Source organism: Allostigmatella hybrida (genome assembly GCF_020103775.1).
Lineage (GTDB): Bacteria > Myxococcota > Myxococcia > Myxococcales > Myxococcaceae > Hyalangium > Hyalangium aurantiaca.
Map to the genome: position 1 here is coordinate 385,160 of NZ_JAHXBH010000002.1, position 23,824 is coordinate 408,983.

Sequence of the window (23,824 nt, forward strand, 5' to 3'; positions counted from 1 at the left end):
CGGGCATGTCCTCGATCAAGAACATCCTCCCAGTGCTGCGGATGGTCTGGGACGCAGGCCCGGGCGTGGTGGTGGTCAACCTGGCCCTGCGCATGACCGCAGCGCTGATTCCCGTGGCGGTGCTGGCCGTGGCGCGCTGGATCGTCGACGCGGCGGTCGCGCAGGCGTCGTCGGGAAGGGAGATGACCCGGCAGTTGGTGGGGCTGGTCGCGCTCGAGTTCGGGCTGGCCGCCCTCGGAGGAATCCTCTCCCGCGCCATCCAGTACGCCAACGTCGTGCTCGCCGAGAAGTACACACGGCACGTCAGCCTGCGCCTGATGGAGCATGCCTCCCAGCTGGACCTGGCGACCTACGAGGACCCCTCCTTCTACGACCGGCTGGAGCGCGCACGCGTGCAGGCCACGGACCGGCTCGTCATGGTCGAGGCCATTGCCCGCTTTCTGCAACAGGGGGTCACCACGGTGAGCCTCTGCATCGGCATCTTCGTGTTCTCGCCGTGGATCCTCCTGAACATCATTGTCTGTCTCATCCCGGCGACGCTGGCCGAGGCCCGCTTCGGCGCCCAGCTCTACGCCATGAACTTCCGGCACACGCCCAAGCGGCGTGAGCTCGAATACCTGCGCCAGCTCGGGGCCAGCAAGGAGAGCGCCAAGGAGCTCAAGCTCTTTGGCCTGAGCCCCTTCCTGATGCAGCGCTACGAGACCCTCTCGGGGAAGATCATCGAGGACGTCCTGGGCCTCTGGAAGCGCGCCTTTCCGCGCCTGTCCCTGCTGGCCCTGCTGGGCACCCTCGGCTACTACGGCGCCTATGCCTTCGTCGTGTACCAGACCGCGCATGGTGAACTGACCGTAGGACAGCTCACCTTCTTGATTGGCGCGATCGCCGGGGCGAACCGCACCTTTCAGGACCTCTTCGTCTCCGCGGTGGGGATCATCGATCAGTCCCTCTACATCAGCGACATGCTCGCGTTCTTCGCGATGCGGCCCGTCATCCGCTCGGGCGAGAAGGCGCTCAAAGTCCCTCGGCCGATCCGGCAAGGCTTCGAGTTCCGGGAGGTCTCCTTCGCGTATCCAGGCCGGACGCAGCCCGTGCTCCAGGGCGCGAGCTTCCGGCTGGCTCCCGGCGAACGCATCGCGCTCATTGGCGAGAATGGCCAGGGCAAGACGACCCTCATCAAGCTCATGATGCGGCTTTATGACCCCACCTCGGGCCAGATCCTCCTCGATGGCATCGACCTGCGGGAGTACGACCTCCAGGATCTCTGGAGCCAGATCGGGGTGATCTTCCAGGACTTCGCCCGCTACGAGATGACGGCGTCCGACAACATCGCCGTGGGCCGCATCGAGTGGCGCACCGACCGGGAGCGCATCACGGACGCGTCCCGGAAGAGCCTCGCCAACACGGTGATCGACAAGCTGCCCCTGGGCTACGAGCAGATGCTGGGCCGGCGCTTCGAGGGCGGCGTCGACCTCTCCGGCGGCGAGTGGCAGAAGATCGCGCTCGGACGGGCGTACATGCGCGATGCGCAGTTCCTGGTGCTGGACGAGCCGACGGCCGCGCTGGATGCCCAGGCCGAGCTCGACGTCTTCAACCGCTTTGGCGAGCTGACGAGCGGCAAGATGGCGCTCCTCATCTCCCACCGCTTCTCGACCGTGCGGATGGCCGATCGCATCCTCGTCCTCAGAGACGGACGGATCTCCGAGGAGGGCTCTCACGACCAGCTCATGGCCCGTGGAGGCGGTTATGCGGCCATGTATGAGATTCAGGCCTCACGGTACCGCTAACCGCCTCACGGCCCCATAGGGGCGGGCGCGCGCTACTTCGCGCCGAGCTTCTCGCCCACCGCGGAGAGGAGCTTGTCGAAGGACTCCTCGAACAGCCGGATGCCGTCGGTGGCCAGCTCCTCGGTGACCTTCTTGATCGAGATGCCGCTCGTCTCCAGCTGGCGCATCGTCTCCTCCGCGCCCGCGAGATCCTCCTCCAGGCTCGGGCGCACCTTGCCGTGGTCCCGGAAGGCGTCGATGGTGGCCGGCGGCAGGGTGTTCACGGTGTCGCGTCCGATGAGCTCCTCCACGTAGAGCACGTCCCGGAGCTGCGGATTCTTGGTGCTGGTGCTGGCCCAGAGCACGCGCTGCACCCGCGCCCCCTTGCCCGCGAGCACCTTCCAGCGCGCGCTGCTGAAGATCTCCTTGTAGGTCCGGTAGGCCAGCTTCGCGTTGGCGATGGCCACCTTGCCACTCAGGGCGTCAAGCACCTTCTTCTGCTCGGCGGTGACGCCCGCCTTCACCTTCTTCTCCACCTCCTTGTCGACGATGGCATCGATGCGGCTGATGAAGAACGACGCCACGCTGGCGACCTTGCTCACGTCCCCGCCGGAGGCGGCGAGCTTCTCCAGCCCGGAGACGTAGGCATCGGCGATCTGCCGGTACCGCTCCTGGCTGAAGAGCAGCGTCACGTTGACGTTGATGCCCTCGGCGGTGAGCTGCTCGAAGGCCGGTACCCCGGCCTCGGTCCCCGGGACCTTGATCATCACATTGGGCCGGGCGAGCGTCTTCCACAGCCGCCGGGCCTCCTCCAGCGTGGCCTGGGTGTCGTGCGCGAGCAGGGGGGAGACCTCCAGCGAGGCATAGCCGTCCTGGCCCTTCCGGGCGTCGTAGACCGGGCGGAGGATGTCGGCGGCGCCCTGAACGTCGCGCACCGCCAGCTTCTCGTAGAGGTCATTGCCAGAAAGGCCCTTGCCCTTCGCCTCGTTGAAGAGGTCCTCGTAGTCCTCGCTGCCCGACACCGCCTTCTGGAAGATGGTGGGGTTGGAGGTGAGCCCCGTGAGCCCATCCTCATCGATGAACTTCTTCAGGGTGCCCTTCGTGATGTAGCTGCGCTGGAGGTTGTCCACCCAGATGGATTGGCCAAGCTCGGCAAGCTGTCGAAGCGGGTTCATGGGTTCTCCCTAGCGTTGTCTCAAGATGCTCATGTCCAGCCCCCAGGTCCGGGCGGGCGGACAAGCACTCGCGGATTCTGCCTGGGCCCGGGGCTGGCGGGTAGCACCCTTGCGAGGAACCAGGCCAGTTAACACACCGCCTGAGCCCCACCGCTCAGGACGCCGGGGATTCCAGCCGGGTGGCCGAGCGCCCTGCTCCGAGCGCCCGGGCATAGTCCAGCGCCGTACGCTGGTCCGCGTCCCGGTGCTCCCGGCTCGCGCCGCGCTGGAGCAGCAGCTCCACGATGTCCAGCTTGTCGAACATGGCCGCGAACATCAGCGCCGTGCGCCCATCGTCTCCCGTGCCATCCACCCGCGCCCCATGGTCCAGGAGCAACCTGACGATGGCGGCATCGCCCTTGAAGGCCGCCCCAGCCAGCGGCGTCTGCCCGGCATCGTTGGTCTGCTCCGGATCCGCCCCGCGCTCCAGCAGCAGGCGGGCTGCCTCCAGGTGGCCGTAGTAGCTGGCGAGCATCAACAGCGAATCGCCCCGCTCGTTGCGCAGCCTCGCGGGCAGGCCCGCGTCGAGCATCGCGGCCAGATACGGGACGTTCCCCGCGCGCGCATGGGTGAAGGCGGTCCTTGCCAGGTCCAGCACGGCGCTGTCACCGTCATCGGCCAGGTTCTTGGCGGACAGGTCGCTGCTGCCCTTCGTCACGGTCTTCGGGTTCATGGTGCGGTGTCCTTTCTAGCGTGCGCGGCGGAGCTGCTGGACGGCGGCGGCGATGCGGGAGCCGTACTCCTCGTCGGCGGCCCGGAAGTGGGCGATGGCGCGGGTGATGATGTCCTCGCGGCCCACCTGCGCGAGGCTGCCGGAGATGTTCTCCACCAGCCGCTGCTTCTCCGGAGCCGTCATCAACCGGTAGAGGGCGCCTGCCTGCACGAAGTCGTTGTCCTCCGCGTGCTTGCCGTGGACGTAGGTGCCCGTCCTCCCACTGGCCTCGTACCCCACGCCGGGGGCCTCGTCCGTCTGCACCGGGCCGTTGAAGCTGTTCGGCTCGTAGTTGGGGCCCCGCCCGCCGTTGCCATCGAAGCGCATGGCCCCGTCCCGGCCGTAGTTGCGCGCGCCCCCCTTCACGCCCTTCGGCGAGTTCACCGGCAGTTGCGTGCTGTTGATGCCCAGCCGGTAGCGGTGCGCGTCGCCATAGGCGAACAGGCGCGCCTGGAGCATCCGGTCCGGGGACGGGCCAATGCCGGGCACGAAGTTCGCGGGATCCAACGCCGCCTGCTCCACCTCCGCGAAGAAGTTGTCCGGGGTGCGGTGGAGGACGAGCTTGCCCACCTCCAGGAGCGGGTAATCCTTGTGGGGCCACACCTTGGTGAGATCGAACGGGTTGAAGCGGTAGTTCGCGGCCTCCGCCTCCGGCATCACCTGGACCTTGAGCGTCCACGAGGGGAACTCGCCGCGCTCGATGGCCCGGTACAGGTCGCGCTGGTGGTGCTGCGGATCCTTGCCGCCGAGGGCCTCCGCCTCCGGGGTGGTGAGGGTGCGGATGCCCTGGTCCGTCTTGAAGTGGAACTTCACCCAAAAGCGTTCGCCCTGCGCGTTCACCCACTGGAAGGTGTGCGAGCCGAAGCCGTCCATGTGCCGCAGCGTCGCCGGGATGCCGCGGTCCCCGAACAACCAGGTGAACTGGTGCGTGGCCTCCGGCGAGTAGGAGAAGAAGTCCCAGACGTTGTCGGGCTCCTGGCGGTTCGTGTACGGGTCGTACTTCTGCGAGTGGATGAAGTCCGGGAACTTGATGCCATCGCGCAGGAAGAACACCGGCGTGTTGTTGCCCACGAGGTCCCAGTTGCCGTCCTCCGTGTAGAAGCGCACGGCGAAGCCCCGGGGGTCCCGGGCGGTGTCGGGCGCGCCCTTGGAGCCCGCCACGGTGGAGAAGCGCAGGAAGACCTCGGTCTTCTTGCCCACCTCGATGAAGAGCTTCATGCGCGTGTAGCGCGGCACTTCCTGGGAGGTGACCTCGAAGGTGCCGTAGGCGCCAGAGCCCACCGCGTGCACCACGCGCTCCGGGATGCGCTCGCGGTTGAAGCGGGCCAGCTTCTCCAGCAGGTGGTGGTCCTGAAGCAGCACCGGGCCATGGGGGCCCGCCGTCTGCGAGTGCTGGTTGTCAGAGACAGGGGCTCCCGCTTCGGTGGTCAGGGTGGGACGCTGGGACATGGGCTCGCTCCTTCGTGAGGGCTTCGGGGTGCTTCGACGTTGGGAAAAGTAGAGAGTTCCCAGCAATCGGGCCAAGACATCGTTTGGATGGGAGTGATAGGCAGGGCCTATCGGTTCCTGGAGGACCCATGGCCTCGCTCAACGACATCTCCCTGCGGCAGCTCCAGTACGTGGTGGCGGTGGCCGACCTGCTGGGCTTCCGGCGGGCGGCCGAGCACTGCCACGTTTCCCAACCTGCCCTGAGCGCCCAGATTCAGCAGCTCGAGGCGGTGCTCGGCGTGAGGCTGTTCGAGCGAGGTGCGCGCCGGGTGATGCTCACGCCCGCGGGCGAGGAGCTGGTGGGCCGGGCGCGGCGGGTGCTCACCGAGGCGGAGGACATCCTCAAGGCCGCCGCGCGGATGGGCGACCCCTTCGCGGGCCCGCTGCACCTGGGTGCCATTCCGACGGTGGCGCCCTACGTGCTGCCCGAGGTGATTCCGGCGCTGGTGAAGCACTACCCGAAGCTGCAACTGCGGCTGTACGAGGAGAAGACGGCGCTGCTCCTGCGCGACATGGCCGAGGGCCGGCTGGACGCGGCGCTGCTGGCGCTGGACGCGGAGATGGACAAGGCGGTGGAGCACGAGGTGCTCTCGGAGGATCCCTTCGTGGTGGCTGCGCCTCCGGGACACCCGCTGGAGCGCAAGAAGCAGGTTCAGCTTCGCGACCTGGACGGCGAGGACGTGCTGCTCCTGGAGGACGGGCACTGCTTTCGCAGCCAGACGCTGGCGCTGTGCACACGGGTGGGGGCGCACGAGGTGGACTTCCGGGCCACGAGCCTGACGACGCTGGCGCAGATGGTCATGGCGGCTGGCAGCATCACGCTGCTGCCCCGGCTCGCGGTGTCCATGGAGAACCGGCAGGGGCAGCTCGTGGTGCGGCCCTTCGCCCCTCCCCGGCCCAGCCGGACGCTCGTGCTGGCCTGGCGCCCGGGCCACCCCCGGGCGGAGGCGCTGCGCACCATCGCCGGAACGCTGCGCTCCGCATGGCCGGCTTCGGCCGGTTAACACTGTTCTCCAGCCCCGGTGCGTGGACGCCCTTTCCCCTGCCGTGCCATGGCGGTTCGCCAGACGCGTTCCCGCACGGAGGAGGGTTTCAGCCCATGGGCGATACATCCCGTTGCACCTGGCTTCTGGTGGCGCTGATGCTGGGAGGCCTCTCCTGTGCAGGAGGGAGACGAACCCCGGTGCCAGCCGCTCAGACCCGGCAGCCTGACCACCCGCTGGCGGCCTTTTCCCCGGCGGAGTTCGAACAGGCCCTCCAGCTCCTGCGCGCGCACGGGCATGTGAATGAGAACACCGTGTTTCCCCTGGTGGTCCCCCAGGAGCCCTCCAAGGAGGAACTGGAAGGCTTCCAGGCCGGGAGCCCCGTCCCGAGGCGAGTGCTCGTGGTGGCCTATGACACGGCCCAGAACCAGACCTTCGAGGCAGTGGTCCGGTTGACGCCCCCGGGCGCCGTCGAGAGCTGGACGCTCATCCCCGGCGTCCAGCCCCCTCTGAGCAAGCACGACTTCGACCAGGCGAAGGACCTGGTGTGGCGGGACGAGCGATGGACCGCCGCCTTGCAACGGCGCGGCGTGGATCGCCCGGACCACATCTACCTCGACATCTGGGCCATGGGGCCTTCGGAAGATCCCCTGCGGAACAGCCACCGGCTGGTGAAGGCCCTGCCCTTCTTCAAGGGTGACACGGTCTACACCTACGCACGGCCGGTGGAAGGGTTGATCGCGCTCGTCGACCTCACGGAGCAGAGGGTGGTGGAGCTCATCGACCAGGGGAACGTCCCGATTCCCAGAGACGTGGGAGCTTATGACGCGCAGTCCGTGGGACCGCTTCGGCCTCGCCCCCACCCGGTCCTCTTGACCCATCCAGAGGGCAGGAACTTCTCCCTCTCGGGAAACGAAGTGCGCTGGCAGAACTGGCGCTTTCGCGTGGACATTCATCCGCGCGAAGGCCCTGTCCTCCACCTGGTCACCTACGCGGATCAGGGCCGGGAACGGAAGATCCTCCACCGCCTCTCGCTCTCCGAGATGGTGGTGCCCTATGGCGACCCCCAGAGCACGTGGTCCTGGCGAAGCGCCTTCGATGTGGGCGAGTACGGCTTCGGGGACAAGATCAGCCCCCTGGACCCGGGGGCCGACGTCCCGTCCAGCGCCACCTTCCTTCCCGCTGTTTTCACGGACCCCTCCGGCAAGGCCCAGGAGACTCCTCGCGCAGTAGCCATCTATGAACGGGATGGTGGGGTGCTCTGGAAGCACTACGATGCCCACCTGAAGCGCAACGAAGCCAGGCTGGGAATCGAGCTCGTGGTGACGTTCGGGGTCGTCGTCGAAAACTACGACTACCTGCTCAACTACATCTTCAAGCAGGACGGCTCCCTGGAGGTCGAGGCGGTCCTGACGGGCATCATGCTGGCCAAGGCCGTGCCTCCGCACGTGGGCTCGGCCGGGCATGCGGAGCATGACCTGTACGGCCACCTGGTGGCTGAAGGCGTGGTCGCGGTCCACCACCAGCACTTCTTCAACTTCCGGCTCGACTTCGACGTGGATGGACGCCGCAACTCCGTCCTGGAGATGAACTCCGCGCCCATTCCGCCCGGTCCGGCCAACCCCCAGGGCAATGCCTTCTCCATGCGGATGGAGCCCTTGCGCACGGAGATGCAGGCCCAGCGCGACATGAGCCTCGCGAATGCGCGGCGGTGGCTCGTCATCAACCCCCAGGAACGCAATGGGCTGGGACATCCCACCGGCTACGCGCTCGTGCCGGGCGAGAACTCCCTCCCCTTCGCCGCCCCGGACAACCTGTCCCGCAGGCGCGCGGGCTTCATCAATCACGCCTTCTGGGCCACGCGTTACGCCCCCGGGGAGCTGAGCGCCGCGGGGGCCTACCCCAATCAAAGCCAAGGGGGCGATGGGCTTCCCACCTGGGTGAAGGACGACCAGCCCCTGGTCAACGAGGACGTGGTGGTCTGGTACACCCTGGGGGTGACGCACACCCCGCGTCCCGAGGAGTGGCCGGTGATGCCCACGGCTCACGCGGGCTTCAAGCTGTTGCCCGTGGGCTTCTTCACGCGCAACCCCGCGCTCGATCTGCCCAAGGCGCCGCCCCTGGCCGAGGGGCAACTGCATTAGCGAGCAAGCGCGCGGGGTGGCTCAGTACCCGAGCCGCTCCGCGACGTAGTGGTCGAGCTGCCGGTACCAGGTGGGCCAATCGTGGGGCATGTCCTCGCCCCAGATGTCCAGGTTGTGCGGAATGCCCCGCTGGTGCAGCAGGTGGCTGAGGTGCTCGGAGTAGCCAGGGTTCTCCCAGGCGCCACGGCTCGTCACCAGGTGGATCCGGCTGTGGTGGCGCAGGAGGTCCATGTTGGAGCCCTCGGGCAGGTTCGGCACGTAGGAGACGGGGTTGTTGAAGTAGACCTCGTCGCTCCAGAACCCGTGGAGGAACTCTGGCTGGAGATCGTAGAAGCCGCCCAGGCCGAGGAGCAGCTCGAACAGGTCCGGCCGCCGGAAGAAGGCGTTGGCGGCGTGGAACGCCCCGAAGCTGGCCCCCACGGCGCCGATGCGCGCGTGGCCGTTGCCCAGGCAGCCTCGAATGTGCGGCACCACCTCCTGCTCGACGTAATCCGAGAAGCGCGCCTGGTTGTGGGCCTTCTCATGCACGGGGATGCCTGGGTTCATCCAGGCCCAGGGGTTGATGCTGTTGATGCTGAAGATCTGGAACCGGCCGGAGAGCAGGTGGTGCGCCACGGACTGGATGAGCCCCATGCGCTCGGCTTCCAGGAAGTCTCCTCCCGCCGTGGGGAAGAGCAGCATCGCCGGGCCCCAGTGGCCGTAGCGGACAACGGGCATGTCCATGCCCAGCCTGTGGCTGTACCAGCCGAAGACTTCCCGGCGCAGGTTCGGATCGACGGATGACATGAGGGCGGCTTTCTCGGTGGGAGCTCGCCCAGCGGGCGGGCTTCAGGGGGTGAGCGCGTCGGAGCAGGCTCTTACCAGTTCCCGCCCCTGACTCAAGAACGGTCCCGGCGCACCAAGGGCAGCTTGGAGCGGGAGTACGTCTGTTTCTTGATCAGCTGCCTCTGCGCGAAGTGAAGGACGGCCGGGAAAGCTGCGTGGAAGCAGAGCGCATGCGCACACCTGCAACCAGGCTGGGTCTGGGCACGTAACGGCTGGTCTCTTCGCTGTCCATACTTCTCAAGGGGTACAGCCTGAGCCCAAACCCAGCGGCACTTGCCATGGAAGGGGGTACCGGCCGACAATCGGGCATCCATGCTGATCGTGCCCGGCGGTCCAGCATGTACAAGTGGGGGTTTTGAGATGGCCGTCATCATGGCAGTGTTGATTTTTGCTTTGACAATAGCGCTCACGGTCTTCCAGACAAGGGCCCGCTCCGCCAACGCCTTACTTCAACAGGCACGCGAAGAGATTGGCTCATTGCAGGAGCGAGTGAGAGATCTGGAGGCCGACAATAAAGTCCTTGAGCCGTACCGCCGGATTCCGAATGCAGAGCAGCACGCTCAAGAAATCATCCAGGCTGCCGAGCGGCGCGCAGAAGAGGTGCAAGCGCGTGCTCAAGAGAACCAGGAGCGGATGCTGGCCTCAGTTCTGGCGGAGAATGAGCGGACCCGCGCCGCGATCCAGACGGATCGGGATCGCGCAACCGCCGAACTCCAGGTGACCAAGAACAAGGCCAGCGCCATCCTCGCGGACGCTGCCGCAGAAGCAAGTGCAGTGGTCGAGACCGCCTACAAACGCGCCCGGGAGCTGGAGGCAGAGTCCTCCTTGACGGTGCAGACCATCGAGGAACTGAAGCGAACCATCGATGCGCTCAAGAACGTCATCGAGGGGTACGGTAATCAGTATGTCATACCGACCTATGGCCTCCTGGATGAACTCGCCGAAGAGTTCGGGCACGCGGAATCCGGCCAGCGGCTCAAGTCCGCCCGCGACTCGATGCGCCGGATGATCAAATCCGGGACGGCCGCCGCTTGCGACTACGTCGAGGAAAGCCGCAAGAGCACGGCCATCGACTTCGTTCTCGATGCGTTCAACGGCAAGGTGGATACCATCCTCCTCAGCCTCAAGAGCGACAACCATGGAACCCTCGCTCAAAAGATCCGGGATGCCTTCAACATCGTGAACAACAACGGCAAAGCGTTCCGGAACGCCCGCATCACACCCGAGTATCTCCAAGTCCGTCTCGATGAACTCCACTGGGCCGCAGTCACACAAGAACTCAAGGAAAAGGAGCGAGAGGAACAGCGTGTTCTCAAGGAGCGGATCCGGGAAGAAGAGAAGGCCCAGCGCGAGTACGAGCGCGCGATGAAGGAAGCCCAAAAAGAGGAAGAGGTCTTGCGCAAAGCCATGGAGAAGGCTCAACGCGAGATTGAGAAGGCGAGCGATGAGCAGAAAGCCCGGTATGAGGACCAGCTCCGCGAGTTGCAGGAAAGACTGAAGAGCGCGGAGGAAAAGAATCAGCGTGCGCTCTCCATGGCGCAACAGACCAAGACTGGGCACGTCTACGTCATTTCCAATATTGGTTCCTTCGGCGAAGACGTTTACAAGATTGGGCTGACGCGGCGGTTGGAGCCTCTCGACCGCATCAAAGAGCTTGGCGATGCCAGTGTTCCTTTCGAGTTTGATGTGCACTCGCTCATCTCGAGCGAAGACGCTCCAGCCCTTGAGAGAGAACTCCACAAACGGTTTGTCCGGATGCAGGTAAACAAGGTCAATCCCAGGAAGGAATTCTTCCGGTTAGCCCTCCAAGATATCCGTCGCGAACTGGAAGACATGGGCATCCACGCCAAATGGACCCTGGCCGCCGAGTGCAGAGAGTACAAGGAAACGCGCGCTATCGAGCAAGCCATGCTCGACAAGACCTTCCATGAAAGCGCATGGATGGAGAAGCAACTTCAAGAGCAGGACGCAGATCCGCAAAGGCTGGCAGGATAGGATCGGCCCCAGGTTCGATATCGATGACTCAGCCACCGCTCTGCAACCTCACAATGAAGCGTCCTCTGCACTATTCATGTTTTTTACTTTTATTCGCGACAGGGCTATCGCTTCTCGCATGCGGCAGTGCGACACCTGCCGTACTCGCCTGGAAGGAAACAGCCCAGGAAGAGCGAAGCGCGTGTGACAACCCCCACTCTGACCAATGCGTCGTCTTCGCATGCGAGGAGGAAGAGTGCGGTGTTTTCCGCTGCGAAGACGTCAACAGGGAAGCAGTGACGAGCGCCCCCCTGGCCCACGACGCTGAGTTGACGAGAGGTTTCCGGCCTCCTCCCCGAGCACCAGGTCCTCATCGCAACTGGAGACGTGCAGGCCTTCGAGATGATGCCCGTCCCTTGATGACGTTTCACTTCCGCTATCGCTACGGTTTTCTCCCTGCCTTCCCTCGGCTTGAGGGCACGCTGCGCAAACATCACTTGTTTCCCCAAGCCAACGAATTCCGTGAATGGTTCCGGGCGCATGGCATCAACGTCCATGACTGGACGATGGCCATCCCCGTACGGGCTCACCAACGCATCCATGGTGGCGATGGGCGAGGAGGGCTCTGGAACGAGGCATGGCGAGAGTTCATGCGAAACAACCTCCGCCAGCGTCTCACTCAAGAAGAGTTGATACGTAAAGCTTTTGAGCTAACGTACCGCTTCGACATCGTTGGACCCATCATCCCCTATGGACACCGGCTTGTTCCCCAAGGTCCTCAGCTCCAAGCCCCGTAGATCCGTACTGAGCGTAAAAACCATATGAAGCTTTACGAGTTCAAGGGGACGGCGCCACACTTCACAGGCAACCTGGGAAATGCCAAGCACCGATGGGGACTGCCTGGCGTACAGCCCTGCTCCGTGTGCCGCGCTGGGGGGGCAATCGTGGGCCTTCAGTATCCGTGCGTCGACCTATCCTCACTTCGAGCAGGGGAGCTGGAAAAGCTGACCGATTCCTGGCCTGTCCCGTTCGAGGAGTTTCTCCGCTTGCGCGAGCTGGTGCGTCCGTTCGCGCCCAAGGATGCGCTGTTGGAGCCAGGAACCCGGTTCGGTCCCATGGAGGGCCCCGCCTCGGGTCACTTTGGCCAGCTCTTCATGCAGAACCCCTGGTCTCTTTACCTACGACGAGAGGCACTGGAACGGCTGCAAGAAGCTGGCGTGCGTGGCCTCAAGGGGTGCTCACTGAATGTGCATTTCCGCGCGAAGCCTCCGCCAGAACTCCGGGAACTCCAGTTGGAACTCCACGGCAGATTTCATCCCAACTGCTTACCGCCAGAGCGCCCCTCACCATGCTCGAAGTGTGGAAACGACCCGCTAACGCTGCCAGAAAAGTTCTGGCTTGATATCACCTCAGTGCCCACCGGCTTGGATGTGTTCCGGTTGAAAGAGGCGCCTGGCTTTATCGTCGCTACGGAGCGTCTGGTCGAGGCGGTACGCCGTCTGGAGTTGGATGGGGTGATTTTCCACGAGCTGGAAGCGCGTTGACCCCATGCTTGTCGTTCGTCTCACGCCTCCTTCTCCATGGATTTGAGGAAGTTCTTGAGGAATGGCGCGGTGCGGCTCTTGGGTGACTTGGAGACGTCCTGGGGGGTTCCTGCGGCGACCACCCTCCCCCCTTCGTCTCCTGCCCCTGGGCCGATGTCGATGACCCAGTCGCTCTGGGAGACGACGCGCATGTCGTGCTCGACGAGAATGACGGTGTTGCCCTGGTCCACCAACCCGTTGAGCTGCACCAGGAGCTTCTCCACGTCCGCTGGGTGCAGTCCCGTCGTGGGCTCGTCCAGGACGTAGAGCGTGTTGCCTCGCTGCACCCGCTGTAGCTCGGTCGCGAGCTTGATTCGCTGGGCCTCTCCTCCGGAGAGCTCCGTGGCGGGCTGGCCCAGCCGTAGGTAGCCGAGGCCGACTTCCCTCAGGACTCCCAGGGCCCGGCGCAGGTGCGGCTCGTCCTCGAAGAAGGCGTAGGCCCCGTCCACCGTCAGGCCCAGGACGTCCGCGATGTTCTTGTCCTTGTAGAGGATCTCCAGCGTCTTCGCGTTGTAACGGGCGCCGTGGCACGTGGGGCAAGGCGCGAAGACGTCCGGCAGGAAGATCAGCTCGACACTGACGAATCCCTCGCCCTCGCACGTCTCGCAGCGCCCCTTGGGGACGTTGAAGGAGAACCGCCCCGCATCGTAGCGCCGGGCCTTCGCGGCCTTGGTCGCGGCAAAGAGCTTTCGCACGCTGTCGAAAAGCCCCGTGTAGGTCGCCAGGTTGGAGCGTGGGGTCCGTCCGATGGGCTTCTGGTCGACGCGCACCAGCCTCGTGACGCCTTCCAGTCCCGCCGCGATGCGGCCTCCCTCGGTGAGGGTAGGCGTGCGCTCCAGCTCCTCCCCCTCGTCCTCTTCCTGTTCAAGCTCGTGGCCCAGGTGTTTCGACACCAGTTCCACCAGCACCTGGCTCACGAGGCTCGACTTGCCTGAGCCTGAAATCCCCGTCACGGAGGTGAAGACGCCCAGGGGGAAGCTGGCATCGAGGCCGCGCAGGTTGTTGCGGGTGACGCCTTCCAGGCGCAGCCACCCCGTGGGCTGGCGAGGCGTCCGTCTCACCGCCCCGCCGTGTCCGAGCAGGTAGCGGCGCGTCTGGGAGGCCTCGACGGCCATGAGCCCTTCGGGCGGACCGCTGTAGAGCACGTGTCCCCCCTGCTCCCCCGCCGCCGGTCCCACGTCCACGATCCAGTCCGCCTCGCGGATGACGTCCACCTCGTGCTCGACCACGAAGAGCGAGTTGCCCGCCGCCTTCAGTTGTCCGAGCGCCGCCAGGAGCGCCTGGGTGTCCGCCGGATGGAGCCCCGCCGAGGGCTCGTCGAGCACGTACACCACCCCGAAGAGCTGAGAGCGAATTTGTGTGGCCAGCCGCAGCCGCTGGAGCTCTCCGGGCGAGAGCGTAGGCGTGCTGCGATCCAGGGAGAGGTAACCCAGTCCGAGATTCGTCAGCACCCGGATGCGTCCCAGCACATCCTGGGTGAACCGCTCGGCGACAAGCGCCTTCTCCGGGTGCTCCTTCCTCAGCTTCGCCAGCCCGGGTGCGGTTCCCTCCGCCGTGGGGCGCAGCACCTCGGCCACGCGGCTCAGCGGCAGCTTCGACAGCTCACCGATGTCGAGCCCCGCGAAGGTCACCGAGAGCGCCTCGCGCCTCAGCCGCTTGCCCTCGCACTCCGGGCACTCGGTGCTCAGCAGGTACCGCGACACCCGCTTCTTGATGGACGCGCTCTCCGTGGTGGCGAAGGTCTGCAGGACGTACTTGCGCGCGCTCGTGAACGTCCCCATGTAGCTGGGCGTCTCCTTGCGCTTGAGCGCCTGGCGCGTCTCCGCCGGCGTGAAGCCCGCGTACACCGGCACCGTGGGCTGCTCCTCCGTGAAGAGGATCCAGTTCCGGTCCTTCTGGGGCAGCTCCCTCCAAGGGCGGTCGACGTCGTAGCCCAGGGTGACGAGGATGTCGCGGAGGTTCTGCCCGTGCCACGCGGGCGGCCACGCGGCCACCGCGCGCTGGCGGATGGTGAGCGAGTCATCCGGCACCATTGAGCGCTCGGTCACCTCGTACACCCGGCCGAGCCCGTGGCACCGCGGGCAGGCCCCCGCGGGCGTATTCGGCGAGAACGCTTCCGCCGCCAGGTGCTCCTGTCCAGGTGGATAGTGTCCCGCCCGCGAGTAGAGCAGGCGCAGCGAGTTCGACAGCGTGGTGACGCTGCCCACCGAGGAGCGCGTCGTGGGGCTGCCGCGCTGCTGCTGCAGCGCCACGGCCGGGGGCAAGCCCTCGATGGCGTCCACCTCGGGCACGCCCACCTGATCCATCAGGCGCCGCGCATACGGGGCCACCGACTCGAAGTAGCGCCGCTGCGCTTCCGCATAGAGCGTCCCGAACGCGAGCGAGGATTTGCCCGAGCCCGAGACGCCCGTGAACACCACCAGCGCATCGCGCGGGATGTCCACGTCGATGTTCTTGAGGTTGTTCTCGCGGGCCCCTCTCACCCTGACGGAGGCCGTGACGCCTCCGCCCGCCGGAGGGTTCCTGGATGTGTCTGAGTTGTGTTTGGGCATCGCGCTACGGCATCGGGGGAAGCACGCCCAGCTGCTGCAACAGCGACAGTGCGTCCGTGCAATCCCAGAGTTCGGCGATCTTGCCTTCGTGCAGCCGGTAGTGCGTGTGCGCGATGGCCTGGATCTTCTTCCCCGTCGGCGGGATTCCCATGTAGGGCCCCGTATGGGTTCCCGTGACGGTGAGCCGCGCCGCGATCATGTTGTCCGCGTAGAGGAATGGCCCCGGCGTCACCCGGAAATCCGAAAACCCTTCCACCAGCATCTGCGTCGCGCCCCTCACCCCGGCAAAGGACAGCTCTCCCGGGAAGGGGGGATGGACCACCAAACTTTCGTGGAAGAACCGGGGGAATTCGCTGATCCGGCGCTCGTGGTAGAGGGTGTCCAGGTACTGCTGGTAGAACTCGCGGGCTTGCTCGGTATTGATGGCGTCCTCTCGGGTGGTGAATCCGAACGACCATACCCTGACGCGACTTGCTAGTGTGTCTTCATGGCACTACCCAGTGATGAACAGAAGGGCTCCGCCGAGCCCTCCTCGAATGTCTGGACACACATCGCCCGGACCGAGGAGCTGCGCGGCCCCGGCCCCTTCGCCCTGTCCGTGGATGGCATTGATCTGGTGGCGGTCCGCGCCCCCTCTGGCCTGAAGGTGTTCGAGGGGCGCTGCCCCCACCAGGGCGCGCTCCTCGGCGAGGGCGAGCAGCATGGCACCGAGCTCGTCTGCCGGAACCACCGCTGGCGCTTCGACACCACCTCCGGCCAGCGGCTGGAGGGGCCCCAGTGTCTGCGCGCCTGTCCTGCCCAGGTGCGCGAGGACGGTCTGTTCGCGGATGTCCGGGCGCTCCGCGAGGCCGCGGGCCCCCAGCGCGCCGCCCGCCTCCGGTCCATCGCGGAGCTGCCGGGCCCCTCGGGCTATCCCCTCGTGGGCAACGCCCTGGAGCTCCTCTCGGACCGGATGCATCAGGTCATCGAGGGCTGGGAGACGACCTATGGCTCCATCTTCCGGTTCCGCCTGGGGCCCCGGGACGTCGTCGCGGTGTCCAAGCCCGCGCTCGTGCAGCAGATCCTCCGGCAGCGCCCCGAGAACTTCCGGCGCATGAGCAGCTTCGCCACGGTGTTCGCCGAGATGGGCACGCCGGGCGTCCTGTCCGCCGAGGGCGCCCCTTGGCGCTCGCTGCGGCGGCTCACCATGGTGGCGCTCTCGAACCGCAACCTGAAGACCTTCTACCCCACGCTCAAGGACGTCGCCGAGCGCCTCTACCGGCGCTGGAAGCTGGCCGCCGACAGCGGGCAACCCGTGGCGCTGTCCGAGGACCTGCAGCGCTTCGCCGTCGATGTGACGACGCAGCTGGCCTTCGGCCATGACGTCAACGCGCTCGGCGGCGGCGAGGACGAGCTCCAGCGCAAGTTCGATGAGATCTTCGCGGCCTTCAACCGTCGGCTCACCGCCATCGTCCCCTACTGGCGCTTCCTCAAGCTCCCCGTCGACCGCCGGTTGGACCGGGTGCTCGAGGAGCTTCGCACCTGGGTGTCCGGGCTCGTCGATGGCGCGAGCGCCCGCCTCGCCGCGGACCCCTCCCGGGCCGAGCAGCCCGCCAACTTCCTGGAGGCCATGGCCTGTGCCCGGGACGAGGCAGGCCAGCCCTTCCCCAAGCAGACGATCCTCGGCAATGCCTTGCAGATTGTCGGCGGCGGAGAGGACACGACCGCGCACACCCTGGCGTGGGCCGTCCACGAGCTCTGCAACCGTCCCCAGGCGGTGGCCGCGCTGCGCGAGGAGCTGGGCACCGTGCTCGGCGAGGCCATGGTTCCCGGGGACATCGACACCGCCGGGAAGCTGTCCTACGCCAATGCCATCGCCAACGAGGCGATGCGGCTGCGCCCCGTGGTTCCAGTGATGTTCATGGAGACGAACACGGACCTGGTGCTGGAGGATGTCGTCCTGCCCAAGGGCACGGCGACCTGGGCCCTCCTGCGCCCGGTGTCCCGCAGCGCCTCGCAGTTCGCCGAGCCGGAGACCTTCCAGCCCGAGCGCTGGCTGGCCCAGCCCGGCGGCGGCTCGTCGGATCCGATGGGCCACTTCGCCTTCGGCTCAGGCCCCCGGATGTGCCCGGGCCGGACCCTGGCGCTGCTCGAGATGCGGGTGGTGCTCGCCACCCTCTTCCAGAACTTCGACGTCGAGCGCATCGGCCCCCCGGACCAGGTCCGGGAGGTCCTCTCGTTCACCATGCACCCGAAGGGGCTCTCGGTGCGCCTGCGTCACCGGGGCGCCCCAGCCGCTGCGCCCAGCGCCTAACCGAGGATCGCCCCGGCCGCGAGCGAGAGGCACGACACGCCGAGCTGGAGCCGGATCGTCTTGAAGGACAGGAGCCGGGAGTCCGCATACCGGCCCTCGAAGGCCCAGCGGAGCACACGCACGTGGTTGGGCAGCAGCACCAGCCACGTGATGACCGCCAGCGGCAACGTGCGCGTGGCCAGGCCCGCCACGAACAGCCCCCAGAACAGCCCGAGGAGCGTCAGGGCAATCCAGGGCGCGCGCTGGGCGCCGACCATCACCGTCAGGGTGCGCCGGCCGCTGGCCTTGTCCCCGTCGTAGTCCACCGCGTTCGAGATGGCGATCTGCGCGGCGTAGGGAATGCCGGCCATGAGCGCGACCCAGATCGTCGCCGTGTCCAGGTGGCCTCGCAGCAGCCACACCGGCAGCAGCACCGTCATCGTCGCCCCGTAGATGACGACCAGCTCGCCCAGGCCCCGGTAGGACAGCTTGGTGCCCCACGAGTACTGGATGACGCCCGCCATCGTCACCACCAGCAGCCCCAGCGTCGCCACCGCCGGCGCGGGGGTCAGCCACACCAGCCCCGTGCCCGTCACCGCCGCGAACAGGACAATGGCCGCCGCCGCCTTCCAGGCCTCCGGCAGGGTCAGCTCCCCGGTGAGCAGGGGTTTGGTGATGTTCCGCTTCGCGGCCAGCGCATGCGTCTGGTCCACGCCGTCGCGGTAGCCCTCGATGTCATCCAGCACGATGGACAGCGTGGAGCAGCACAGGCTGAACAGCAGGAACGCCAGACACAGCTGCCAGGGCCTCGCGCCCTGGATGTCCGCCGCCAGAATCCCAAAGCCAATCAGGGGAAACAGGCCGAGTTCGGGAAGGTTGAGCTTCAGGAGCCGGGAGTACGCGCGTAAACGTCCAGATTCTAACATGGACGTTTATACTGTAATCCTGATATTTCACAGTCAAGCAAGAATTCCTGAGTTCTACGGAATGCCTGCTGTTTCCCTGGCTTAGCGCTCGAACCGGATGAGGCGCTCCACGCGCCACAGGCCGGGCGCAGGGGCCGCGCGCAAGAGCATCAGCTCCGCAGGCTGGCCCACCCGCACCGTGCAGTCCCCCCGCGGCGGCAGCGGCACCGTGTCGCCCTCCTTCGGCGGCTCGGGGGGCAGCGGCACCACGGTGAGCCCGGCCCCGTCCACCGTCTCCAGCGCCCCGAAGACGCGCAGGTCTCCCAGCTCCGCGATCTCGCCCGCCATCACCGCCACGGCCGCTCCGGCCTTCTTCCGCACCGCGGGGCTCGCCGCCACCCCCAGGTCCGCCGTGAAGGCCTCCCCGGCCTCGCCGAACACCTGGACGCCCTTCACCACGAGGCGCAGCAGGCCCTTGCTCTCGTTCAGGGGAATCGAGTCGTAGCGCCCCAGGTCCGCCGCCTCCGCCTGCCCGTTCACCAGCGCCTCCAGCGCCGTGACCAGGGCCACGAAGTTCAACCGGCGCAGCGCCTCGTCATGGTCCGCCGTGGGCCAGGGGCCCGTCTCGATGAGCACCGTGGGCGTGCCCCAGCGGCCGATGTTGTCCCCGAAGGCACGGACCTCGAAGGCATCGCTGTACCGGCCAATCTGGCCCGGAATGAGAGGCTCGAGCGCGTCCCGGATGACCGCACAGACCTTCTTGGCGAGCACCCGCCCCGGGTTGTCGCCGCGCGCCTCGTCGAAGGCGGGCGCCAGCAGCGAGATGGAGGCCGGCTTGCGCGTCTTCTCCACCGCCGTCCGCCAGTCCTGGTTGTGAAGGTTGAAGCCCAAAGAGGGCTGGAGCCGGTCGCGCAGGGCCTTGAGGGTGCGGCCCTCCGGCGTCTGGAGCATCAGCGCGTCCCGGTTGATGTCGATGCCCTGGGCGTTCACCCGCTGGAAGCGCTCGGCCCCATCCGGGTTGAGCATGGGCACCGCATGCACGGTGAGCCCCGCGAGCAAGGCCTCCACCCGGGGGTGCTCGCGGTCCCGCCGGATGTATTCAAACAGCTCGAACAGCGCCGTGGTGGCCGTGGGCTCGTCGCCGTGCATCTGGGACCAGAGCAAGACGTGCTTCGGGCCCCGGCCAAACCAGACATGGTGAAGTGCCCGGCCCTCGACCGAGTGTCCCGCGGTCTCCACCTGAAACACGTCCGGGGCTTCCTCCCGGAGGCGGCGCACCCAGGCCTCCACCTGCGCGTGGCGCACGAGCGGCAACGGCGGCAATTCGTGGAAACGGACGGTGTTCCAAATATCGGTGATCAAAGGGGCTGGAGCAGTCACGGGTTTGAGCCAGGAAAAGGGCGGTGACACATCAGAGAGTAGGTGAAGACACTCACAATTTGGTATGGGTTCGCGGGGGCTTCCCCCAATCCTTTGAATTGCAAGCTTTATCCGCAGGAGAATCCATCATGAAGTCACTGTTTCATCCCGTGATGCTCGTGGCCGCGGTCTCGTTGACGGCCGCTGGCTGCCAGAAGGTCGAGAAGATCGACGTCAAGCCCGCGCAGGTGTCGCTCTCTTCCGCCGGCCAGAAGGAGGCCCTGCAGGCCCGCGCGCTCACCGCCGACGGCAAGCCCGTCGAGGACTCCAAGTTCGAGTACGCCTCCAGCGACGGGAAGGTGGCCCAGGTCGACCCCTCCGGCACGGTGACGGCGGGCAAGAGCGGCTCGGCGTCCATCACCGTGAAGAGCGGGGAGAAGAGCGCCACCGTGCCCGTCACCGTGAGCATCCCCGCCAGCATCGCCGTGAAGGGCGCGCCCCTGTCCCTCACGGGGCTGGACACCACGGCCGCCGTGGACAGCCAGGTGCTGGACGACGCGGGCCAGCCCGTGAAGGACGCCCCGGTGGCGTTCACCAGCGCCGACCCCGCCATCGTCGAGGTCCAGGGCAACCAGCTCGTCGCCAAGGGCGTGGGCACCACGTCCGTGACGGCCACCTCCGGTGAGCTCAAGCAGGGGTTCGAGGTCGTCGTGGCCCTGCCGGAGATCTCCGCCGTCGCCCTTGAGACGGTCCCCGCCACCCTGAAGGTCGGCGAGACGGCCACCCTGGCCGCCGTGGCCAAGGGCACCGACGGCGCCGCCATCAAGGGCGTCAGCTTCTCGTTCACCTCCAGCGACGAGAAGATCGCCACCGTGGATGCCACCGGCAACGTGAAGGCCGTCAAGCCCGGCTCCGCCACCATCACCGCGGCGGGCGCGGGCAAGACCACCGAGGCGAAGCTCACCATCAAGAAGAAGTAGGGAGCCCCAGGGGCGGCGGCTACTCGCCGAACACCTTGCGGAAGAAGCGGATGATCGACCGGGAGATGGGCGTGGCCACCGCCCGGACCGACTCGTTCGTGTCCAGCACCACCTTGGGCTTGCGGTCCGGGTCGATGGAGAAGGTGCTGAACTCGTCATCTCCCTGGAGCGCCGTGTAGACCTTGTCCGCACGGCTCTTGGGGGGCGGTTTGGGATGCGACATGGCCTGGAGCCTACCTCAACCGCCCTCCTCCCACTACCGGGGCCGCTTGCTCTCCTGGAAGGTCACCGGCAGGGGCACTTCCTTGCCGTCGCGGAGGACCACCGCCGTCACCGTCTCGCCCGGCTTGGCGCTGTTCAGCACGTACATCAGGTCCTCCACGCTGCCCACCGCGTGCGTGCCGAGCTTCACGAGGATGTCCCCCCGCTTCAGGCCCGCCTGTTCCGCGGCGCCCCCGGCGCGCACCCCCGCGAGCAGCATGCCCTTCTGCCCGTTCGGCGGCCCCGCGTAGTCCGGCACCGTGCCGAGCGAGGCGTTGAAGCTGCGCATGTCGCCTTGCGGCGCCGGCGAGGGCAGCTTCCGGTAGGTCAGCGCCGGGCGCTCCCCCAGCCCCCGGGCGATGGCGGCCGTGATGTCGGCGATCCGGGTGATACCGGCCACGTTCAGCGCCTGCACCGTGTCCGAAGGCTTGTGGTAGTCCGAGTGCGTCCCGGTGAAGAAGTGCAGCACCGGCACGCCCGCCGCGTAGAACGGGGAGTGGTCGCTCGGGCCGTAGCCGTCCCCTCCCGTGGTGCACTGCACGCGCGCCTGCTCGCAGGCGGCGGCGACGAGCGGCTTCCACTCCTCGGCCGACTCCGCCCCCAGCACCGAGAGCGTGTTGCCGCGCAGCCTTCCCACCATGTCCAGGTTCAGCATCGCGGCCACGTCCTTCATCCCCGCCTCCCCGCGCGCGCGCGTGAAGTACGAGGAGCCCAGCACCCCCGACTCCTCCCCGGAGAAGGCGAGGAAGAGCACGTCCCGGCGCAGCTCCGCGCGCTTCTCCTTCAGCTGCCGGGCGATCTCCAGCAGCGCCGCCACGCCCGAGGCGTTGTCATCGGCCCCCACGTGCGGCTCGCGCTTGTCCGGAGCCAGGGAGTTCCGTCCACCGAGCCCCAGGTGATCGTAGTGGGCGCCGATCACCACCATTCCGGGCTGCTTGCCCTCCCCTGCTTCCAGCAGCCCCGCCACGTTGAAGGTCTGCTGCGTCTCGCGCTCCAGTTCCACTTCCAGGCGCGCCTCCACGCGCTTGCCCCCACTCAGCCGGGCCATGAGCGGCTCCAGCGCCGAGCGCTTCACGACGATGACGGGGATGCCCGCGTCGCCCGGTCCCTCGATGGAGGGGGACGGCAGGGCGGCCTCGGTGGGCATCGCCCAGTCCTTCGGCTGCGGCGTGGGGGCCACCGGCCAGTCCACCACCACGAGCGCCTTGGCCCCCTTCTCCCGCGCCACCCACGTCTTGTGCCGCAGGTCGCCGGAGCGGCGCTGCTTCTCCGTCTCGGCGAACTCCGGGCTGTCCGGGACGAAGCGGCGCACCACGGCGATCTTCCCCTTCACGTCGAGCTTCGCGTAGTCGTCCACCTTCAGCGAGGGCTCGGCGATGCCGTAGCCCGCCAGCACCAGCGGCCCCTGCACCGCCCCCTGCGCCGAGAAGCCCAGCACCGTGTAGGCGTCCGCCGGGAGCGCCTTGCCGCCCAGGGACACCTGCGTCTTCGGGCCCGGCTTCGCCGAGACCGTCACCGGGAACGCCTGGCGGAAGGTGCCGCCGTCACCGGCCGGCTTCAGGCCCAGGTCCCCGAAGCGCTTCTCGATGTAGGCCCCCGAGGCCTCCAGGCCCTTCGTGCCGATGCCCCGGCCTTCCTGCTCCGGGGCCGCGAGGAAGGCGGCGTCCTTCGCTACCTGATCCGCGGGGGTGGGGACGGCCGCCACCGGCTTGGCGTCCTCTACCCAGCGCGCCAGGAACACGTTGGTGTCCCCCTTGCCCGGCTCCGTGGCCCGGTTGCTGGAGAACGCCAGCCACTTGCCGTCCGGCGAGAACATGGGGAAGCCGTCGAAGCCCGGCGCGGTGGTGATGCGCTCCAGGTTCGAGCCGTCCACGTTCACCGCCCAGATGTCGAACTCGCGGCCCTTGGGGTCCCCGTAGTTCGTCGAGAAGAGGATGCGCTGGCCGTTGGGGTGGAAGAACGGGGCGAACGAGGCCGCGTTGAGATAGGTGATCTGCTTGGCCTCCGAGCCGTCCGCGTTGGCCACGAACAGCTCCAGCTTCGAGGGCCGCACCAGCCCCCGGGCGAGCAGCCCCTGGTAGTCCTCCAGTTCCTTGCCGGGCTTCGGGCGCGAGGCGCGCCAGACGATCTTCGAGCAGTCCGCGCTGAAGAACGCCCCGCCGTCATAGCCGGGGGCGTCCGTCAACCGGCGCACGTTCCCCCCGTCCTTGTCCATGCGGTACAGGTCGATGTCCCCGTCCCGGGTGGAGGTGAAGAGGATGGAGCCGTCCTTGCCGCAGACGGTGCCCTCCGCGTCGTACCCAGGCGTCTCCGTCAGCCGCGTCACCCCGCTGCCATCCACGTTCGACTTGAAGATGTCGTAGCTGTCGTAGAGCGCCCACACGTAGCCCATGGAGCGGTCCGGCTTGGGCGGGCACGCCTCGCCCCCCAGGTGCGTGGAGGCGTAGATGAGCTCCTGGTCCCCCGGCAGGAAGTGGGCGCACGTGGTGGCGCCCTTGCCGCTGGAGACCTGGGCCTCGGAGAAGGGGTCCACCGTCATCCGGAAGATGCGGTCACACCCCATGTCCCCCCGGTTCGCCTGGAACGAGAGGTGCTTCCCGTCGAAGGACCAGTAGGCCTCGGCGTTCTCCCCGCCGAAGGTGAGCTGGCGCAGGTCCGCCAGGTGGACTTCCTCCGGCCGCAGGGCCGCCGCGGGGGCGCCCGCTGCGGGGCCTGGGGTGGAGGGGGTGGCACAAGAGATCAGGGCAAGCAGGGGCAGGGAACGCTTCATGGCGGGCCGACCATGGCACCGCCTCCCAGGCCTCTCAAC

The 23,824-nt window shown here is 67.2% G+C and carries 18 protein-coding genes; 8 read left to right on the forward strand and 10 right to left on the reverse strand.

Annotated elements, in window-relative coordinates:
- Nucleotides 1–5 precede the first annotated feature (5 nt).
- Nucleotides 6–1,784 (forward strand): ABC transporter ATP-binding protein, encoded by a 1,779-nt coding sequence (locus KY661_RS06750; protein WP_225409415.1) that lies wholly within the window; start codon nucleotides 6–8, stop codon nucleotides 1,782–1,784.
- A gap of 32 nt (nucleotides 1,785–1,816) precedes the next feature.
- Here the strand turns inward: KY661_RS06750 and tal are convergent, their stop codons facing one another.
- From tal to KY661_RS06765, 3 genes are all read right to left on the reverse strand, one after another.
- Nucleotides 1,817–2,938, reverse strand: a complete 1,122-nt coding sequence (gene tal, locus KY661_RS06755) for a transaldolase (RefSeq protein WP_225409416.1) — start codon at nucleotides 2,936–2,938, stop codon at nucleotides 1,817–1,819.
- Nucleotides 2,939–3,092: 154 nt separating this feature from the next.
- The gene (locus KY661_RS06760) at nucleotides 3,093–3,650 is read right to left on the reverse strand and encodes an ankyrin repeat domain-containing protein (protein WP_225409417.1); all 558 of its coding nucleotides are present in this window, start codon (nucleotides 3,648–3,650) and stop codon (nucleotides 3,093–3,095) included.
- A 15-nt stretch (nucleotides 3,651–3,665) separates the two neighbouring features.
- A complete protein-coding gene (locus KY661_RS06765) occupies nucleotides 3,666–5,138 on the reverse strand; it encodes a catalase (protein WP_225409418.1) in 1,473 nt (490 codons plus the stop codon).
- 128 nt (nucleotides 5,139–5,266) lie between these two features.
- Here KY661_RS06765 and KY661_RS06770 point away from each other — a divergent pair, with 128 nt between their 5' ends.
- Both KY661_RS06770 and KY661_RS06775 read left to right on the forward strand, forming a co-directional pair.
- Nucleotides 5,267–6,181 (forward strand): LysR substrate-binding domain-containing protein, encoded by a 915-nt coding sequence (locus KY661_RS06770; protein WP_225409419.1) that lies wholly within the window; start codon nucleotides 5,267–5,269, stop codon nucleotides 6,179–6,181.
- A 179-nt stretch (nucleotides 6,182–6,360) separates the two neighbouring features.
- Nucleotides 6,361–8,304 (forward strand): primary-amine oxidase, encoded by a 1,944-nt coding sequence (locus KY661_RS06775; RefSeq protein WP_225409420.1) that lies wholly within the window; start codon nucleotides 6,361–6,363, stop codon nucleotides 8,302–8,304.
- Between the two features lie 21 nt (nucleotides 8,305–8,325).
- On the opposite strand, the gene KY661_RS06780 is transcribed toward KY661_RS06775, so the two are convergent.
- Nucleotides 8,326–9,090 (reverse strand): esterase family protein, encoded by a 765-nt coding sequence (locus KY661_RS06780; protein WP_225409421.1) that lies wholly within the window; start codon nucleotides 9,088–9,090, stop codon nucleotides 8,326–8,328.
- Between the two features lie 399 nt (nucleotides 9,091–9,489).
- Here KY661_RS06780 and KY661_RS06785 point away from each other — a divergent pair, with 399 nt between their 5' ends.
- From KY661_RS06785 to sitI6, 3 genes are read left to right on the forward strand one after another with little or no spacing between them, the layout of a single operon-like run.
- On the forward strand, nucleotides 9,490–11,124 hold the full coding sequence (locus tag KY661_RS06785; RefSeq protein ID WP_225409422.1) for a DUF4041 domain-containing protein: 1,635 nt from the start codon (nucleotides 9,490–9,492) through the stop codon (nucleotides 11,122–11,124).
- Nucleotides 11,125–11,177: 53 nt separating this feature from the next.
- A complete protein-coding gene (gene sitA6, locus KY661_RS06790) occupies nucleotides 11,178–11,900 on the forward strand; it encodes a SitA6 family polymorphic toxin lipoprotein (protein ID WP_225409423.1) in 723 nt (240 codons plus the stop codon).
- A 24-nt stretch (nucleotides 11,901–11,924) separates the two neighbouring features.
- Nucleotides 11,925–12,647, forward strand: coding sequence for a SitI6 family double-CXXCG motif immunity protein (gene sitI6 / locus KY661_RS06795; RefSeq protein ID WP_225409424.1), 723 nt, complete (start codon nucleotides 11,925–11,927; stop codon nucleotides 12,645–12,647).
- 20 nt (nucleotides 12,648–12,667) lie between these two features.
- Here sitI6 and uvrA read toward each other — a convergent pair whose 3' ends face one another.
- Both uvrA and KY661_RS06805 read right to left on the reverse strand, forming a co-directional pair.
- Nucleotides 12,668–15,238 (reverse strand): excinuclease ABC subunit UvrA, encoded by a 2,571-nt coding sequence (uvrA, locus tag KY661_RS06800; RefSeq protein ID WP_225409425.1) that lies wholly within the window; start codon nucleotides 15,236–15,238, stop codon nucleotides 12,668–12,670.
- Between the two features lie 4 nt (nucleotides 15,239–15,242).
- On the reverse strand, nucleotides 15,243–15,662 hold the full coding sequence (locus KY661_RS06805) for an ester cyclase (RefSeq protein ID WP_225409494.1): 420 nt from the start codon (nucleotides 15,660–15,662) through the stop codon (nucleotides 15,243–15,245).
- Between the two features lie 63 nt (nucleotides 15,663–15,725).
- Between KY661_RS06805 and KY661_RS06810 the strand changes: the two genes are divergently transcribed.
- A complete protein-coding gene (locus KY661_RS06810) occupies nucleotides 15,726–17,531 on the forward strand; it encodes a cytochrome P450 (RefSeq protein WP_225409426.1) in 1,806 nt (601 codons plus the stop codon).
- Here the strand turns inward: KY661_RS06810 and KY661_RS06815 are convergent.
- Nucleotides 17,528–18,436 (reverse strand): prenyltransferase, encoded by a 909-nt coding sequence (locus tag KY661_RS06815; RefSeq protein WP_225409427.1) that lies wholly within the window; start codon nucleotides 18,434–18,436, stop codon nucleotides 17,528–17,530. The genes KY661_RS06810 and KY661_RS06815 overlap by 4 nt on opposite strands.
- 81 nt (nucleotides 18,437–18,517) lie before the next feature.
- Entirely contained in the window at nucleotides 18,518–19,720 is a 1,203-nt protein-coding gene (locus KY661_RS06820; RefSeq protein ID WP_225409495.1) for a M14 family metallopeptidase, read from the reverse strand.
- A gap of 203 nt (nucleotides 19,721–19,923) precedes the next feature.
- Between KY661_RS06820 and KY661_RS06825 the strand changes: the two genes are divergently transcribed.
- Nucleotides 19,924–20,754 (forward strand): Ig-like domain-containing protein, encoded by an 831-nt coding sequence (locus KY661_RS06825; RefSeq protein WP_225409428.1) that lies wholly within the window; start codon nucleotides 19,924–19,926, stop codon nucleotides 20,752–20,754.
- A 19-nt stretch (nucleotides 20,755–20,773) separates the two neighbouring features.
- On the opposite strand, the gene KY661_RS06830 is transcribed toward KY661_RS06825, so the two are convergent.
- Both KY661_RS06830 and KY661_RS06835 read right to left on the reverse strand, forming a co-directional pair.
- A complete protein-coding gene (locus KY661_RS06830; protein ID WP_075008501.1) occupies nucleotides 20,774–20,977 on the reverse strand; it encodes a hypothetical protein in 204 nt (67 codons plus the stop codon).
- A gap of 33 nt (nucleotides 20,978–21,010) precedes the next feature.
- Nucleotides 21,011–23,785: a M20/M25/M40 family metallo-hydrolase gene (locus KY661_RS06835; protein ID WP_225409429.1), complete on the reverse strand. Its 2,775-nt coding sequence runs from the start codon at nucleotides 23,783–23,785 to the stop codon at nucleotides 21,011–21,013.
- Nucleotides 23,786–23,824: the final 39 nt, after the last annotated feature.

Coding starts and splice junctions, on each gene's coding strand:
- KY661_RS06750 (WP_225409415.1), top strand. CDS start 6: ATGTCCTCGATCAAGAACATCCTCCCAGTGCTGCGGATGGTCTGGGAC.
- tal (WP_225409416.1), bottom strand. CDS start 2,938: ATGAACCCGCTTCGACAGCTTGCCGAGCTTGGCCAATCCATCTGGGTG.
- KY661_RS06760 (WP_225409417.1), bottom strand. CDS start 3,650: ATGAACCCGAAGACCGTGACGAAGGGCAGCAGCGACCTGTCCGCCAAG.
- KY661_RS06765 (WP_225409418.1), bottom strand. CDS start 5,138: ATGTCCCAGCGTCCCACCCTGACCACCGAAGCGGGAGCCCCTGTCTCT.
- KY661_RS06770 (WP_225409419.1), top strand. CDS start 5,267: ATGGCCTCGCTCAACGACATCTCCCTGCGGCAGCTCCAGTACGTGGTG.
- KY661_RS06780 (WP_225409421.1), bottom strand. CDS start 9,090: ATGTCATCCGTCGATCCGAACCTGCGCCGGGAAGTCTTCGGCTGGTAC.
- KY661_RS06785 (WP_225409422.1), top strand. CDS start 9,490: ATGGCCGTCATCATGGCAGTGTTGATTTTTGCTTTGACAATAGCGCTC.
- sitA6 (WP_225409423.1), top strand. CDS start 11,178: ATGAAGCGTCCTCTGCACTATTCATGTTTTTTACTTTTATTCGCGACA.
- sitI6 (WP_225409424.1), top strand. CDS start 11,925: ATGAAGCTTTACGAGTTCAAGGGGACGGCGCCACACTTCACAGGCAAC.
- uvrA (WP_225409425.1), bottom strand. CDS start 15,238: ATGCCCAAACACAACTCAGACACATCCAGGAACCCTCCGGCGGGCGGA.
- KY661_RS06810 (WP_225409426.1), top strand. CDS start 15,726: ATGGCACTACCCAGTGATGAACAGAAGGGCTCCGCCGAGCCCTCCTCG.
- KY661_RS06815 (WP_225409427.1), bottom strand. CDS start 18,436: ATGTTAGAATCTGGACGTTTACGCGCGTACTCCCGGCTCCTGAAGCTC.
- KY661_RS06825 (WP_225409428.1), top strand. CDS start 19,924: ATGAAGTCACTGTTTCATCCCGTGATGCTCGTGGCCGCGGTCTCGTTG.
- KY661_RS06830 (WP_075008501.1), bottom strand. CDS start 20,977: ATGTCGCATCCCAAACCGCCCCCCAAGAGCCGTGCGGACAAGGTCTAC.
- KY661_RS06835 (WP_225409429.1), bottom strand. CDS start 23,785: ATGAAGCGTTCCCTGCCCCTGCTTGCCCTGATCTCTTGTGCCACCCCC.